The organism is Dietzia maris (assembly GCF_036287335.1).
Taxonomy (GTDB): Bacteria; Actinomycetota; Actinomycetes; order Mycobacteriales; family Mycobacteriaceae; genus Dietzia; species Dietzia cinnamea.
The window spans coordinates 759,930-776,156 of record NZ_CP143053.1 but is presented as its reverse complement, the minus strand read 5'-3'; the positions used below and the strand labels follow the sequence as shown (position 1 = coordinate 776,156).

At 68.3% G+C, this 16,227-nt stretch carries 11 protein-coding genes and 1 pseudogene; 6 read left to right on the top strand and 6 right to left on the bottom strand.

Translation table 11 applies throughout. The features are described 5' to 3' along the window. Genes VYL96_RS03535 through trhA form a run of 3 tightly spaced genes read left to right on the top strand, consistent with a single transcriptional unit; the run spans nt 1 to nt 3,509 of the window. Nucleotides 1–1,071: an acyl-CoA dehydrogenase family protein gene (locus tag VYL96_RS03535; protein ID WP_061916871.1), complete on the top strand. Its 1,071-nt coding sequence runs from the start codon at nt 1–3 to the stop codon at nt 1,069–1,071. Continuing rightward, nucleotides 1,068–2,756 carry an AMP-binding protein gene (locus VYL96_RS03530; RefSeq protein WP_109148669.1) on the top strand — a complete coding sequence of 563 codons (1,689 nt, stop codon included), beginning with the start codon at nt 1,068–1,070 and terminating at the stop codon, nt 2,754–2,756. The genes VYL96_RS03535 and VYL96_RS03530 overlap by 4 nt, the downstream gene beginning before the upstream one ends. Before the next feature lie 21 nt (nt 2,757–2,777). Continuing rightward, nucleotides 2,778–3,509, top strand: a complete 732-nt coding sequence (gene trhA / locus VYL96_RS03525; protein WP_181365941.1) for a PAQR family membrane homeostasis protein TrhA — start codon at nt 2,778–2,780, stop codon at nt 3,507–3,509. 128 nt (nt 3,510–3,637) lie between these two features. Here trhA and VYL96_RS03520 read toward each other — a convergent pair whose 3' ends face one another. Both VYL96_RS03520 and VYL96_RS03515 read right to left on the bottom strand, forming a co-directional pair. Further along, nucleotides 3,638–4,744, bottom strand: coding sequence for an NAD(P)H-dependent flavin oxidoreductase (locus VYL96_RS03520; protein WP_061916891.1), 1,107 nt, complete (start codon nt 4,742–4,744; stop codon nt 3,638–3,640). Nucleotides 4,745–4,746: 2 nt separating this feature from the next. Further along, a complete protein-coding gene (locus VYL96_RS03515; RefSeq protein ID WP_109148668.1) occupies nt 4,747–6,384 on the bottom strand; it encodes an acyl-CoA synthetase in 1,638 nt (545 codons plus the stop codon). An 82-nt stretch (nt 6,385–6,466) separates the two neighbouring features. On the opposite strand from VYL96_RS03515, the gene VYL96_RS03510 reads away from it, so the two are divergent. After that, complete coding sequence (locus tag VYL96_RS03510; RefSeq protein WP_061916879.1) at nt 6,467–7,273, top strand: crotonase/enoyl-CoA hydratase family protein; 807 nt, start codon at nt 6,467–6,469, stop codon at nt 7,271–7,273. A 13-nt stretch (nt 7,274–7,286) separates the two neighbouring features. On the opposite strand, the pseudogene VYL96_RS03505 reads toward VYL96_RS03510, so the two are convergent. Continuing rightward, nucleotides 7,287–8,663, bottom strand: a pseudogene (locus VYL96_RS03505) (aldehyde dehydrogenase family protein); the annotation flags it as partial. A 230-nt stretch (nt 8,664–8,893) separates the two neighbouring features. Here VYL96_RS03505 and istA point away from each other — a divergent pair. Both istA and istB read left to right on the top strand, forming a co-directional pair. Continuing rightward, the gene (istA, locus tag VYL96_RS03500; protein ID WP_109148667.1) at nt 8,894–10,435 is read left to right on the top strand and encodes an IS21 family transposase; all 1,542 of its coding nucleotides are present in this window, start codon (nt 8,894–8,896) and stop codon (nt 10,433–10,435) included. Continuing rightward, complete coding sequence (gene istB, locus VYL96_RS03495) at nt 10,432–11,229, top strand: IS21-like element helper ATPase IstB (RefSeq protein WP_061917874.1); 798 nt, start codon at nt 10,432–10,434, stop codon at nt 11,227–11,229. Before istA ends, istB begins: the two co-directional genes overlap by 4 nt. Before the next feature lie 300 nt (nt 11,230–11,529). Here the strand turns inward: istB and VYL96_RS03490 are convergent, their stop codons facing one another. The 3 genes from VYL96_RS03490 to VYL96_RS03480 form a co-directional block, all read right to left on the bottom strand. Then, entirely contained in the window at nt 11,530–11,724 is a 195-nt protein-coding gene (locus tag VYL96_RS03490; RefSeq protein ID WP_070721325.1) for a hypothetical protein, read from the bottom strand. Nucleotides 11,725–11,763: 39 nt separating this feature from the next. Beyond that, entirely contained in the window at nt 11,764–12,444 is a 681-nt protein-coding gene (locus VYL96_RS03485) for a class F sortase (RefSeq protein WP_239550776.1), read from the bottom strand. A gap of 105 nt (nt 12,445–12,549) precedes the next feature. Beyond that, complete coding sequence (locus tag VYL96_RS03480; protein ID WP_456237600.1) at nt 12,550–16,182, bottom strand: CLIPPER-2 domain-containing protein; 3,633 nt, start codon at nt 16,180–16,182, stop codon at nt 12,550–12,552. Between the last annotated feature and the right edge of the window lie 45 nt (nt 16,183–16,227).

Genomic DNA, 16,227 nt, shown 5'->3' with positions numbered 1-16,227 from the left:
ATGGACTTCTCCGTCGACGACACGACCTCCGAACTCACCGCCCTCGTCCGCGACATGGGCGAGCGTCTGGTCACCGACGAGTCGCTGCGCGAGCTCGACGCCCGGTTCGGCCCCGGCACCGAATCCGGCGGAACCGACCGCGACACCGCCCGGTTCCACGCCCGCTACTGGGAGGAACTGGCCCGGGCCGGCGTCCCGGCCGCCCTCGCCCCGGAGTCGCTCGGCGGCGCCGGACTGGGGGTGATCGGCGAGGCCCTGGTCCTACGCGAGTTGGGCCGGGTCGTCGCCCCGGTCCCCCTGTCCCCCGCGATACGCGCGGCCCACCTGCTCGAGGCGGCCGGGCAGACCGACCGCGCCACCGCCGTGGCGGAGGGGCGCGAGATCGCCGCTGTCGCCGACGGATGGTCCGGCTCCGCACCGGAGGTGGACTGGGCGCCGATCGCCGATGTGATCGTCCGGCCTTCGGCCGACGGCCTACACGTGGCGGACGGCGCGGCGGTCACCGTGGAACGCACGGTCCCCGTCGACTACTCGTGCAGCGGGCTCGTCACCGATGACCCCGGTGACCCCACCGCGCTCGCCGCCGGGGCGCTCGAGTTCGATGCCCTGCGCCGCCGCGTCCACCTTGCCGCCCACCAGTGGGGCGTGATCGAGGCCGCGCTCGAGCGCACCGCCGCGTACGCGAGCACCCGCCACCAGTTCGGTCGCCCCATCGGCACGTTCCAGGCTGTCGCCGCCCGCCTGGCGGACGGGTCCATCGACGTCGACGCCGTCCGGTTGAGCACCCTGCGCGCCGCCTACGAACTCGACGCCTGTAGCGGCGACCCCGGCCCGACCGCACACGCGGCGGTGGCCTCCGCCCACTTCTGGGCCTGCGACGCCGGCCACCGCCTCGCCCACACCACCGTGCACGTCCACGGAGGCGTCGGGCTGGACCGCTCCGAGCCCGCCCACCGCTACTTCCTCGCCGCGAAGGCCGGCGAGTTCCGCCTCGGCGGCGCCACCCGGCAACTGCTCGACCTGGGCGACCTGCTGGCCACCGCGGGCGACCCCTGGGAGTACTCGGCGTGAGCGGCGCGGTGAAGACGATCGCGGAGGTCGCCGCCCAGCCGTTCACCTCCGTCGCCGACGCGGTGCACGCCCTGCGCGCCGTCGGCGACCGCGGAATCTGGTCCGACGGCCGGCTCACGCCCTGGTCGGACGCCGTCGGCGCGGTGGCCGTGCGGATCGCGGCGCTTCGGGAACTGATGACCTCGTCGTCGCCGCCTTCGTCGTCGTCACCATCGTCGTCGTCACCGTCACGCCCGCACATCGGCCTCCTCCTGGCCGGCACACCCGAGTACCTCCACCTGCTCGGCGCGGCGGCGTGCTCGGAGCTCGTCGTGGCCGGGCTCAACCCCACGCGACGCGGCGAGGCTCTGATCCGCGACGCGGCCCTCGCCGACTGCGCGCTCATCCTCACGGGCACCGACAACGAAGCCCTCCTGGATGGGCTCGACCCCGGCGTGCCCGTGGTCTCCGTCGACTCCCCCGAGTGGACCGCACTACTCGACCGGCACGCCGGCGCGGCGCTCCCCGAGGTGGCGGACGTGCCCGTCGGCCCCGACGACCTCGTCGCCCTGGTGTTCACCTCGGGCACGAGCGGCGACCCCAAGGCCGTCCGGATCACGCAGAGCAAGATCTCCGTGCCCGGCCGCATGCTCGCCGAGAGGTTCGGGATCGGTTCGGACGACTGCGTGTACAGCGCGATGCCACTGTTCCACTCCAACGCCGTGATGGTGGCGTGGCCGATCGCCCTGTACTCCGGATGCTCGATCGCACTGCGGCGTCGCTTCTCCGCCTCCAACTGGCTCGACGACGTCCGGCGACACGGATGCACCTTCGCCAACTACGTCGGCGCACCACTGTCCTACATCCTGGCCACCCCCGAGCGACCCGACGACGCCGACAACCCGATGCGCGTGGTCTACGGCAACGAGGCGCCCGCCGACGTGCGTCGCGAGTTCGCCCGGCGCTTCGGCGTCACCGTGGTGGACGGGTTCGGTTCCAGCGAGGGCGGCATCTCCGTCACCCGTACGCCCGGGACCCCCGACGCCGCGCTCGGTCCACTGCCGGACGGGGTGCGGATCGTCGACCCGGAGTCCGGGGACGAGCGCCCCCGCGCCCGCTTCGACGACGCCGGTGTCCTGCTCAATGCCGACGAGGCCGTTGGTGAGATGGTCGCCGACGGGCCGGGCCTGTTCGCCGGGTACTACGGCGACCCCGCCGCCGACGCCGAGAGGATGCGCGGCGGCCGGTTCCACTCCGGTGACCTCGCGTACGTCGACGACGAGGGGTGGGTCTACTTCGCGGGCAGGTCCGGTGGCTGGATGCGCGTCGACGGGGAGAACCTGGCGGCGGCACCCATCGAACGCGTGCTGCGGCGCCACCCCAATGTGGCCGAGGTCGGCGTGTACGCCGTGCCGGCGGAGACAGTGCGCGGTCCGGCCGCGATCGGCGACGCCGTCGCGGCGGCGGTGGTGCTGCGCGAGGGGGTGGACGCCCGGGCGGTGGCGGACGGGTTCGGTGACTTCCTGGCCGCCCAGACCGATCTCGGTCCCAAGCAGTGGCCGTCGCTCCTGCGGGTGACCGCCTCCCTGCCCCGGACGGCCAGCTTCAAGTTCCGGGCCCGGGACCTCAGCTCGCTGGGCGCCGAATCGGCCGGGGACAGGGTCTGGGTCCGCGCCGACGGTGAGGGGGCCTTCACCCCCGGGTGAGGTCGTCGGTAGGTTTGGCGTGTGGACCACGCCGTGAACCCCGACCTGCAGCATCCCGCCGGCGACGGCATCAATGACGATGCCGTCGCCGCCGACGACGACTTCGGCATCTCCGCGCCCGTCCCGCCCAAACCGCTGCTGCGGGGGTGGATCCACGCCGGCACCCTGCCCGTGGCGATCGCGCTGGGCGTCGTGCTCACCGTGCTCGCCGAGGGGACCGCGCTGACCTGGTCCTGCGCCGTGTTCCTGGCGACCTCGACCCTGCTGTTCGGGATCTCGGCCCTGTATCACCGGGTGAACTGGGGGCCACGCGCCGCAGCCCTGATGCGCCGGCTCGACCACTCCAACATCTTCCTGCTCATCGCCGGGACGTACACACCCATGACGGTGGCGGCACTGGAGCCCCCGACCACACAGATCCTGTTGACGCTAGTGTGGTCCGGGGCTCTGCTGGGGATCCTGTTCCGCTTGTTCTGGCTGTCCGCGCCGCGTTGGCTGTACGTCATCCTCTACATCGGCCTGGGCTGGACCGCGGTGTGGTTCGCCGGCGACCTCATCACCGCCAACCTCGCCGCCGTCATCCTGGTGATGGTCGGTGGCGTCGCCTACACCGGCGGCGCGGTGGTCTACGGCCTCAAACGACCGGACCCGGCCCCCGGCGTCTTCGGCTTCCACGAGGTGTTCCACACGTGCACCGTGATCGCGTTCGCCTGCCACTGGGCCGCGATGCTGCTGTTCGTCCTGACCAGCTGACGACCTGCTGACGACCTGACGGCCGAGAATCCGCTATCCCGATTCCGGATCTGCTACCAGAATTGGGCTGGCGGATCCCGAATCGGAGTAGCGGATCTGGCCGATGACGGCGAGACGAGCCCGTCCGGTCAGGCCAGGGTCGCGCGCAGTCGCTCGACGGCGGCCTCGTACTCGGCGACGATCTGCGCCATCGTCTCGGCCACGGGCACCACGCCCTCGAGGGAGCCGATGATCTGCCCTGCCGGCATGGCCACGACCTCGGGATCCTGCGCCTCGGAGATCCGCTGGTGGGCCTCCGCGACGAGGATGTTCTGCAGCGGCATCGGCAGCGGGTCCGGCGCGTCGGCGGCGGCCCACGCCTCGGTCCACTTGCTCTTGAGCAGCCGCGCGGGCTTGCCCGAGTAGATGCGCGTGCGGACGGTGTCGCGGCTGGTCGCGGCCACGAGCGCCTTCTGCATGGCCTGCGACCCGCCGTCCTCGGCGTACTCGGCGGCCGTGAGCCAGCGCGATCCCATCCAGGCGCCCTGCGCGCCCATCCCGATCACGGACGCGACCTGGGTCCCGTCGCCGATACCACCGGCGGCCAGCACCGGGGCCCGGCCGTCGAGGGCCTTGACGATCTCGGGGACCAACACCATCGTCGCGACGTCGCCGGTGTGGCCACCGGCCTCGCCTCCCTGGGCGATCACGATGTCCACCCCGTTGTCGACGTGGGCCAGGGCGTGCTTGGTGGCGCCGGCGAGCGCGGCGACCTTCATCCCGTTCTCGTGGGCGAGGTCGATGATGTGCTTCGGCGGTGAGCCCAACGCGTTGGCGATGAGTACCGGCCGGTGCTTGAGCGACATCTCGACGTGCGACTGGGCGACCGAGTGGAGCCACCCGATGACGCCTGCGTTGTGCTCGGCGTCATCGCCGAGCGGTGGGACGCCGAGGTCGTCGAGGACACGGGAGACGAACGACTTGTGCTCCTCGGGGATCATCGCGGCGATGTCCTCCGGGCTCCCCTCGGTGGGGACCTTGTTGGGCATGACGATGTCCACACCGTAGGGCTTGCCGTCGGTGTTCTCGTCCATCCAGGTGAGCACCTCGTCGAGCTCCGCGGCGTCGTTGTACCGGACGCACCCGAGCACGCCCATGCCGCCGGCACGGGTCACGGCGGCCGCGACGGCCTTGGACGGGGTGAACGAGAAGACGGGGTACTCGATCCCGAACTCCTCCGTGAGGGAAGTGCGAATGCTCACTTGCTGATCTCCTGGCTGTCGTCTGCGGGGCGGGACGCGGCGATGTCCGCGGCCCACCGGTAGTCGGGCTTGCCCGCGGGGTTCCGCTTGACGGCGGGTTCGACCCACAGTGCGCGCGGGCACTTGTAGCGGGCGATCTCCATGCGGGCGCAGGCGTTGAGTTCCTCGATCGGCGGGCACGTGCCGTCGCGGGTCTGGAGGACGGCGGCGACCTGCTGGCCCATCCGCTCGTGCGGGACACCGATCACCAGCGCGTCGTACACGTCCGGGTGGGTCTTGAGCGCGGCCTCGACCTCTTCGGGGTGGACCTTCTCGCCGCCGGTGTTGATGGACACCGAGCCGCGGCCGAGCATGGTGACGGTGCCGTCTTCCTCGACGCGGGCGTCGTCGCCGGGGATCGCGTAGCGCTTGCCGTTATAGGTACGGAAGGTCTCGGCGGTCTTGGCCTCGTCCTTGTAGTAGCCCAGCGGGATGTGACCGGTCCGGGCCACCTTGCCGATGACCGGCGATCCGGGCTGGACCTCGTTGCCGTCGTCGTCGAGCACGGTGGTCTCGCCGTCGATCTTCACGCGCGGACCGCCGGTGTGGGTCTTGCCCTTCTCTGCCAGGGCGATGCCCGAGAAGCCCGTCTCGGAGGAGCCGATGGAGTCCGAGATCATCGCGTTGGGGAAGGCCTCGATGAACTGGTCCTTGACCGAGGGCGAAAAGAGGGCGGCCGAGGACCCGATGTAGAAGAGCGACGAGGGGTCGTACTTCTCCGCGTCCCAGGCCTCGATCATCGGTCGCGCCATCGCGTCACCGGTGATGAACATCAGGTTGATCTTGCGGTCGGTGACCGTTTGCCAGACCGTCTCCGCGTCGAATTCCGGGATGAGCACACTCGTGTGACCAGCGAACAGTGCCATGAGGATCGCCCACTGGGCTCCGCCGTGGATGAGCGGCGGTAGCGCGGCCCGGACCAGCACCCCGCTGTCGGCGGCCTTGTTCGCCAGCTCCCATTCGTCGGCGACCCGCTCCCCCGTGAGGAAGTCGATGCCACCGCCCAGGACCATGAACACGTCCTCCTGGCGCCACATGACGCCCTTGGGTGAACCCGTGGTGCCACCCGTGTAGAGCATGTAGATGTCGTCGTTCGAGCGCTCGCCGAAGTCCCGCTCCGGGGACTGCGCCGCCAGGGCGTCCTCGTAGTGCGCCACGGAGACGCTTTCGGGGACCACCGGGTCCGGTCCGTCGGTCCCGTCCTCGAACACCAGGCAGTGCCGGACCCCCGGGGTCCTGGGCAGTGCCTCGGCCAGGGTCTGCGAGTACCGCCGCTCGTGGATCACCGCGACGGCGTCGGAGTTGTCCAGGAGATACTCGAGCTCGGCAGGGACGTAGCGGAAATTCACGTTGACCATGACCGCGCGGATCTTGAAGATCGCCACCATGGCCTCGACGGCCTCGATGGTGTTGCGGCTGTACACCGCGACCTTGTCGTCGGGCCCCACCCCCACCGACTGCAGGTGGTGGGCGAGTCGGTTGGCACGGTCCTCGAGCTCCCGGAAGCTGAGCTCGCGATCACCCTGCACGAGCACGAGCCGGTCGGGGACGCGGTCCACGCTGTGTTCTACGAGATCTCCGATGGTGTACGCCATGCCCCCAAACTAGAACGTGTTACCTTCCCGTGGTGTGGGTTACATCGAACCCGGCATAAAGAAATCCTCCAGGAGATAGAAGATGACCAGCGCCGCAACCCCCGAGGACCAGCACCTGCTCACCGAGCGGCGGGGGCACGTCCTGATCGTCACCATGAATCGTCCCGAGGCCAGGAACGCCCTGTCGGGCCCGATGATGCGGGGTATGGAAGCCGCCTGGGATCTGGTGGACACCGACCCCGACATCCGGGCGTGCATCCTCACCGGCGCCGGCGGGTTCTTCTGCGCGGGCGCCGACCTCAAGGCCATGAACTCCGACGCCCCCGGGGACAAGTTCGCCGGCGGCGGCTGGGACCTCACGAAGCTCCCGGCCCTGCTCAAGGGCCGTCGACTGAGCAAGCCGCTCATCGCCGCGGTCGAGGGTCCGGCCATCGCGGGCGGCACGGAGATCCTGCAGGGCACCGACATCCGGGTGGCCGGACGCTCGGCGAAGTTCGGCGTCTCGGAGGCCCGCTGGGGCCTGTACCCGCTGGGCGGCTCGGCCGTGCGACTGGTGCGCCAGATCCCGTACACGGTTGCGATGGAGGTCCTGACCACCGGACGCCCCCTCACCGCGGAGGAGGCCGAGCGCTTCGGGCTGATCGGCCACGTGGTGGAGGACGGCGCGGCCCTGGACAAGGCCCTCGAGATCGCCGAGCTCATCGCCGCCAACGGCCCGATCGCGGTCCAGGGGATCATCGAGACGATCCGTCGCACCGAGGGCATGCACGAGGAGGAGGCCTTCAAGGTCGACGCCGAGGTGGGTGGCCGGGTGTTCGCGTCCAAGGACGCCAAGGAGGGCCCCCGCGCCTTCGCGGAGAAGCGCAAGGCGGAGTTCCGCGGGGAGTGACCGCGCGCCCGGACTAGAGCTTGAGGCGCGTCCGCGCGCGCATCGCCCCGAGGTAGATCGACGCCATCCGCTTCTTGCCCTTGATATACGGCGGGGCCACGAATTCGGAGACGTTGGTGTTGAACGAGTGCAGCGCCACGGCCCGCTCGTGCGTGAAGGTCCGGAAGCCGTAGTGACCGTGGTAGCCGCCCATCCCCGAGTTGCCGACGCCGCCGAACGGGATCGCCGACGAGACCATCCCGATCCCGAAGTCATTGCCGTAGATGTTGCCTGAGCGGGTGCGGTCGGCGACGGTCTCGAAGCGCTCGTTCTTGTCCCCGTACCAGTACAGGACGAGCGGGCTGGGACGGGCGGTGATGTAGCGGATCGCCTCGTCGACGCTCTTGTAGCCGAAGACCGTCAGGACGGGGCCGAACACCTCGTCGTCGTCGATCTCCATCTCCGGGGTGACCCCGGTGAGCAAGGTCGGCGCGATCTTGCGCGTCACCGCGTCCGGCAGCCGCTCCCCCGCCGGCGTCGCGTCGCGCTTGACGGCGCCCTTGGCCACGGCGTCGTCGACGAGCCCGACGATCCGCTCATAGTTCGAGGTGTTGATGACGGCCGTGTACTCGGGGTTGCCGACGATCGCGGGCAGGCTGGTGCGCCACTGGTCGAGCACGATGTCGCAGAACGCGTCGACCCGGTCCTCGGGGACAAACACGTAGTCGGGGCACATGCACACCTGGCCACCGTTGACCAGACGGGAGGCGGCGACACTGCGGGCGGCGCGCTCGATGTCCGCGCTGGAGTCCACCAACACGGGGTTCTTGCCGCCGAGCTCAAGCGTGACGGGCGTGAGGTTCTCCGCGGCGTCCTTGGCCACCGACTTTCCGACGGCCGGCGAGCCGGTGAAGAACAGGTGGTCGAACGGCAGGACGGAGAAATCTGAGCCGCGGCCGTGCTCGGGCCCGATCACGGCCAACTCGTCCACGGCAAAGTAGTCGGGCGCGCGCCGGGCGAGCACCTCGGTGGTGTTCGCGGTGACCGACGACGGCCGCAGCATCACGCGGTTGCCGGCGCCGAGCGCGGAGCCGGCCGGGACGATCGTGAGGTACAGCGGGAAGTTCCAGGGGCCCATGATCCCCACGACTCCCTTGGGGTCGTGCCGGACCTGCTGGTGGAACCCGACCCGGTCCAGGACGCGGGAGATCCGGGTGGGCTTCATCCACTTCTTGAGGTGGGAGCGCTGGTGGTCCAGGTCCGGGATCGACGACGCGATATCCGTCAGCGTGGACAGGGTCTCGGGGCGGGAGCCGTAGTCCTCGCGCATCGCCTCGGTGAGCTCGGCGGCGTTGTCCAAGACGAGTCGCTTGAGCCGGGTGATGCGGTCGCGGCGAACCTTGGCGCTGGGCTGCGGGTCCGCGAGGAACGCCTGCTGCTGACGCTCGAGTGACGACGGACACGAGAGACTGCCCGTAGGCGGTCACGAAGGTGCCCGCTGGCGGACGTGAGAGTTGCCCGCTGGCGGTCATGGGATCTGCCCGACACGACATTGTTTCCCGGCCCGCTTGGGCGGTTCGGGGCCCCTCCTCGGGTGCGATAGCGGTGCTCCAAGCGCCCATCGCCCCGAGGAGGGACAACATGAAGTCTGCCGAGGAGATCATGGAAATTCTCGAAGCGTTTGATCTGACAGGGTCGTATCGGGATGCCGGCGAGCTCGCCGGGGTCTCGCACCACACCGTTGCCCGCTATGTGACTGCTCGTGATGCGGGCCGGTTGACCGACAAGCCGGCGGCCCGTCCGCAGTTGATGGACGAGTTCATGCCGAAGGTCGAGGAATGGGTGGAGCGCTCCGGCGGCAAGATCCGCGCGGACGTGGTCCACGACAAGCTGCTCGCGGTGGGGTTCACCGGCTCGGAGCGCACCACGCGTCGGGCGGTGGCGGCGGTGAAGAAGTCCTACCGCGTGGGCCATGCGCGGGTGCACCGGCCCTGGGTGACCGAGCCGGGCCTGTGGTTGCAGTACGACTTCGGTGACGGTCCGGTGATCGACGGGGTCAAGACCGTGCTGTTTTGCGCGTGGCTGGCGTGGTCACGGTTCCGGGTGGTCCTGCCGATCCGCGACAAGACGGCCCCGAGTGTGTTCGCTGCCCTGGATGTGACGTTGCGCCGCCTGGGCGGGGCGCCGACGTATGTGCTGACCGACAACGAGAAGACCGTCACCGTTGAGCACGTGGCCGGGATGGCGGTGCGCAACCCGCAGGTGGTGGCGTTCGCCCGCCACTATGGGGTCACGGTGCTCACGTGCGAGCCCGCGGATCCGGCTTCCAAGGGTGGTAGCGAGTCCACGGTCAAGGTCGCCAAAGCCGACCTGGTGCCCAAGGAGACGAACCTGCGCGGCGAGTACTCCTCGTTCGCTGAGCTGGAGGAGGCCTGCGAGCAGTGGTGCGAGCAGATCAACGACCGGGAGCACCGCGTCACTCGGCGAGCGCCAGCGGAGATGCTCGTCCAGGAACGGGCCCGCCTGCACACCGTGCCGACCGAGGCATACACGGTGGCGCTGGGGGCGACCCGGCAGGTGCCGGTGAACTCGCCGATGGTGACGTTTGAATCCGGACAGTACTCGGTGCCGCACACGCTGCTCGGTCAGACCGTGTGGGTCCGCGCCTATGGTGCCGGCGCCGGCGAGCAGATCGTCGTGGTGCACGTCGGAGCGGATGGGCCGGTGGAGGTGGCCCGCCACCCGCGGGCCACCCCGGGCAGCCCACGACTTGCCGATGCGCACTTCCCGGACGCCCCGGCCGGGGCCCTGCACCGCCAACCCAAGGCCCGCAACGCCGCGGAGGCGGCCTTCCTGGCCCTCGGCGACGGGGCCCGACTGTGGCTGACCGAGGCCGCCGCCGCGGGCACGGCCAGGATGCGGGTGAAGATGGCCGAGGCCGTCGCCCTGGCCAAACTGTTCGACCCGGGCGAGGTCGACTGGGCGCTCGGTCACGCGGCGCTGCACAGCCGGTTCGCCGAGGCCGATCTGCCGTCGATCCTGAACCACCACGCCGCCTCCGGCGGTGCCGGCCAAGCCCACACAGCGGGTGAGGACCGGTCGCTGACCCAGGGCACTTCCGGATGGGCCGCCCTCGGCGGGCAATCACCGGTGGCCGCCGATTCTGAGGAGGTAGACCGATGACCGCCACCGAGGTTCCGGCGCTGGGTGTGCCGGCCAGTCCGCCGCTGCCCGCAGACCTGGATGCCGTGTTGCGGCGCCTGAGACTGCCGCACATTCGCCGCCACGCGCCCGAGGTGATCGCCACCGCCAAAGCCCAACGCTGGGACCCGGCCGAGGTGCTGCGTGCGCTGTTGGCTGAGGAGGCCAGCGGCCGCGACCGGGCCTCGCTGGCCACTCGACGCGCTGCCGCCGGGTTTCCCACTGGCAAGACGTTCGACGCGTGGGACGAGTCCGTCTCCTCGATTCCAGCACCGACTCAACAGGCGTTGCGGACGCTGGAGTGGGTGCACCGCAAGGAGAACCTCGTCGTCTGCGGGCCCTCTGGGACCGGCAAGACGTTCCTGCTCGAGGCCCTCGGGCAGCAGGCGGTCGAGGAGGGACTGAAGGTCTCCTGGTTCACCCTGGAAGACCTCGGCGTTCTCCTGCGCAGTCACCGCGCCGACGACACCGTCACCAAGGCCATCGCCAAGATCCTGCGCGCCGACCTGATCATCGTCGACGACATCGGACTGCTGCCGGTGGCCACCGACGCCGCTGAAGGGCTTTACCGCCTGGTGGACGCCGCCTACGAAAAACGAGCCATCGCGATCAGCTCGAACCTGCACCCGGCCGGCTTCGACGAACTCATGCCCAAGACCATCGCCACCGCGACAGTGGACCGGCTCCTGCACCACGCCCACGTCTGCCAGACCAGCGGCGACTCCGTCCGCCTCTCCCAAGCACTCGCAGGCCAGGGGGTGAAGCCCTTGGCCTGACAACCCGAGGACCCGAGATGGCCAGCCCCTGGGCAGATCCCATGGCCATCTCCGGGCAGATCTGGTGACCGTCACCGGGCAGGTCTCAAGACCGCCCCTGGGCAGAACTCACTGGCCCTTGACACTCGAGAATCTGATCGAGCGTGAGCTCGCGGGCGGTGGGGGTGGTGATGACCATCCGTCCAGGATAGAACGTGTTCTCATCTGATGCGAGGTCGATGACCGAATGGTGTCGGTGGCGGGTGCCTCCGCGGCAGCGAGGCCCGGCGCGTGTGTGCGCCGGGCCCCGCTGCCCCATCGTCAGTCGATCGCGCAGGTCGCCGCGTCGACGGTGCGGGTGCGTCCGTCGACGGTGACGGTGAGTCGGCCCGTTGCGCTGGGGATCCTGGTGGCGCCGGGCAGGTCGGCGGTGCACACCTGCGTCCCGCCTGAGGTGCTCACAACCAGCTGGGGTTGCCCGTCGACCTCGTCGAGTCGGGCGAAGTTCGTTCCCACCCTGACTAGAATGCGACTCGAAGCACAATGCCGTCGAGGTCAGTTCACATGGTCGGCGTAAAGGTAAACGTTGTCCTCATAGTCACCGATGCCATTAATATATTCCAAGTCTCCACCGCAGGTCACAACCGCTAATCTCCGTGGCCCCTCCGGCCCGTCCAGCACACTCTCTTCGACGCCGTCCGCCTTCGGGCGCTCGACCACGTTCGTCACGCGCCACGTTGTGACGGCCCCCTGTTCATCGGAGGTGTGCACAAACTCTCCGGGGCGGATACGCGCCAAGTTGAACAACGCACCGTTGCCCTGGCCGCTCATATTCACGTGTCCGGCGATCAGCACAGTGCCACTATCAGATTCCAATCTTGCACCATCGACCCACTTTCCAACCTGGGTCACATCCAACGGGGGCGTGAGAACCCCGTTCAGCACCGTTGCGTTCAGAATGGGCGCCGTCACACCCAGCGGCCCCAGCGACAGCGTCTCGGGAGGCAACATTGGCGGTGCAGGCTGATCGCCATTTGCGAGCGGCGCACTATCGACGGTGCCTTGCGCAGACGGGCGGGGAGGGTTGGGGTCAATCACGGGAGATGACGGCTCGTCTGTAAAGAACAACATCGCGCCCACGGAGAGCATCGCCACCGCCAGCAGAAGTCCGATGACGCCCGAACCGCGCCGCCATCCGCTCTCGCCACCGCGTTTCACGCGAGATCGCTCAACCATCTTCGTCCTCCCGAGTTCTGCCTACCACGGTAGCCACAGCGAAACGCCCGTTGTTGGGGGAAATTCCCCAACAACGGGCGTCGCGCCTGCTTCACATCACTGCACTTAGCGCACCCGGCGGATGGCCAGCACAGCGCCAGCGCCACCGAGAGCAAGCAGCAGTGCTGCTAGACCAATCGCGGGCGGCGAGGTAAAGACAGTAGACGCTCCACCACCGTCGATCGCGTGCGGACGCTCACCCGAAGCGCCTCCCGACGTGCCGGGAGCCGCAGGGTTAACGGAGGCACCGGGGGCCTCCCGCTGACCGGGGCTACTCGGGACATCCGGGACACCAGGGACATCCGGGGCGCCCGGAGCGTCAGGAACATCCGGATTGCTCGGATTCAGTGAACCCAACGAACCGAGATCCGTCGAACCCGAATTGCTCGAATCAAGCGACCCCAGGGAACCAAGCCCCGCAGATCCCAGCGAGCCGAGGCTTGCCGAACCCGTCGAACCCGAACCCGTCGAACCCGAGCCAGTCGAACCCGTCGAACCCGAACCGGTCGACCCCAGAGAACCAAGCCCCGCAGATCCCAGCGAGCCGAGGCTTGCCGAACCCGAACCCGTCGAACCCGTCGAACCCGAGCCAGTCGAACCCGTCGAACCCGAACCGGTCGACCCCAGAGAACCAAGCCCCGCAGATCCCAGCGAGCCGAGGCTTGCCGAACCCGAACCCGTCGAACCCGTCGAACCCGAACCCGTCGAACCCGAGCCAGTCGAACCCGTCGAACCCGAACCGGTCGACCCCAGAGAACCAAGCCCCGCAGATCCCAGCGAGCCGAGGCTTGCCGAACCCGAACCCGTCGAACCCGTCGAACCCGAGCCAGTCGAACCCGTCGAACCCGAACCGGTCGACCCCAGAGAACCAAGCCCCGCAGATCCCAGCGAGCCGAGGCTTGCCGAACCCGAACCCGTCGAACCCGTCGAACCCGAACCCGTCGAACCCGAGCCAGTCGAACCCGTCGAACCCGAACCGGTCGACCCCAGAGAACCAAGCCCCGCAGATCCCAGCGAGCCGAGGCTTGCCGAACCCGAACCCGTCGAACCCGTCGAACCCGAGCCAGTCGAACCCGTCGAACCCGAACCGGTCGACCCCAGAGAACCAAGCCCCGCAGATCCCAGCGAGCCGAGGCTTGCCGAACCCGAACCCGTCGAACCCGTCGAACCCGAACCGGTCGAACCCAGGGAACCAAGCGAACCGAGGGATCCCAGGGATCCTAGGGAACCCAAGGAACCGAGCGAGCCGACAGATCCCGCCGAACCGAGCGACCCTCCGCAACAGATTCCGTCCTTCTCGAACGTCACAGTCGCACTATCCTCGTTCGACTTCACGTTCTCATCAGCCGGAGTTTTGCCGGTGGCAACTGCCGTGTTGTCGACCTTTCCTGCCTTCGCGTCGTACGTAGTCGTCGTGTAAGTCGCGGTACAGGACGCTGAGTCGCCCGGAGCCAGTTCCGTAACGGGGCACTCGACCACAGGATTCGTTCCGGTGCCGGTGAACTCAAGTTCCGTCACACCCACATCCTTCAGCGTCACATTGCCGATATTCGTGACGACGAATTTGTAAGCGACCTCATCGCCGGCGCTGAGACCGCTCTCAGGCGAAGCTGTCTTGACCAAGGTTAGATCTGACGTCGTTTCGCCCTTCACCTCAGCCGGAGCCTCCGGCGACGTAACCTGCTCGCCCGAGGGCGGAGTACCCACAGCCTTCGCCACGTTCTTCACAACGCCCGCATTGACATCCGCTTGCGTCAACTCATACGTCGCCAAGCAGTTCGTCGACTCGCCCGGCGCCAACTCGCTCGCTTCACACTCGATCTCCGACAGCGTGCCGGTGCCCGAGAAGGTGCCCTCATTCACCGCCACATTCGTCAGCGTGACGTTGCCCGAGTTGGTGACCACGAACCGGTACGTGACCTTCTCGCCTGCCTTCCACGGCGCACCCTCGTCCTGCGCAGCCGTCTTCACCAGACCAATGCCGGCAGCCGTTTCGCCCTTCACCTCAGCCGGAGCCTCCGGCGACGTAACCTGCTCGCCCGAGGGCGGAGTACCCACAGCCTTCGCCACGTTCTTCACAACGCCCGCATTGACATCCGCTTGCGTCAACTCATACGTCGCCAAGCAGTTCGTCGACTCGCCCGGCGCCAACTCGCTCGCTTCACACTCGATCTCCGACAGCGTGCCGGTGCCCGAGAAGGTGCCCTCATTCACCGCCACATTCGTCAGCGTGACGTTGCCCGAGTTGGTGACCACGAACCGGTACGTGACCTTCTCGCCTGCCTTCCACGGCGCACCCTCGTCCTGCGCAGCCGTCTTCACCAGACCAATGCCGGCAGCCGTTTCGCCCTTCACCTCAGCCGGAGCCTCCGGCGACGTAACCTGCTCGCCCGAGGGCGGAGTACCCACAGCCTTCGCCACGTTCTTCACAACGCCCGCATTGACATCCGCTTGCGTCAACTCATACGTCGCCAAGCAGTTCGTCGACTCGCCCGGCGCCAACTCGCTCGCTTCACACTCGATCTCCGACAGCGTGCCGGTGCCCGAGAAGGTGCCCTCATTCACCGCCACATTCGTCAGCGTGACGTTGCCCGAGTTGGTGACCACGAACCGGTACGTGACCTTCTCGCCTGCCTTCCACGGCGCACCCTCGTCCTGCGCAGCCGTCTTCACCAGACCAATGCCGGCAGCCGTTTCGCCCTTCACCTCAGCCGGAGCCTCCGGCGACGTAACCTGCTCGCCCGAGGGCGGAGTACCCACAGCCTTCGCCACGTTCTTCACAACGCCCGCATTGACATCCGCTTGCGTCAACTCATACGTCGCCAAGCAGTTCGTCGACTCGCCCGGCGCCAACTCGCTCGCTTCACACTCGATCTCCGACAGCGTGCCGGTGCCCGAGAAGGTGCCCTCATTCACCGCCACATTCGTCAGCGTGACGTTGCCCGAGTTGGTGACCACGAACCGGTACGTGACCTTCTCGCCTGCCTTCCACGGCGCACCCTCGTCCTGCGCAGCCGTCTTCACCAGACCAATGCCGGCAGCCGTTTCGCCCTTCACCTCAGCCGGAGCCTCCGGCGACGTAACCTGCTCGCCCGAGGGCGGAGTACCCACAGCCTTCGCCACGTTCTTCACAACGCCCGCATTGACATCCGCTTGCGTCAACTCATACGTCGCCAAGCAGTTCGTCGACTCGCCCGGCGCCAACTCGCTCGCTTCACACTCGATCTCCGACAGCGTGCCGGTGCCCGAGAAGGTGCCCTCATTCACCGCCACATTCGTCAGCGTGACGTTGCCCGAGTTGGTGACCACGAACCGGTACGTGACCTTCTCGCCTGCCTTCCACGGCGCACCCTCGTCCTGCGCAGCCGTCTTCACCAGACCAATGCCGGCAGCCGTTTCGCCCTTCACCTCAGCGTCATCCGTTGCCTCAACCTGCACACCCTCGGGGGATGTACCCACTGCCTTCGCAGCGTTTAACACGCTGCCAGTGTCTATATCAGCTTGCGTCAATGTGTACTCCGCAGAGCATTTAGCTTCAGCTCCTACAGCCAGCTCTGCTACGTCACACGTAACCACGGGAGTCGTACCGCTGCCCGAAAACGAGACCTCTTCTACAGCTACATTGGTCAGCGGCTGATTGCCGGTGTTCGTGGCCGTGAACGAGTACTTAACCTTCTGTCCCGCTGCCCACGACCCCATCAACCCCGGTAGTTCACGGGGATCTGCGGATCGCTGGGTGAAAAT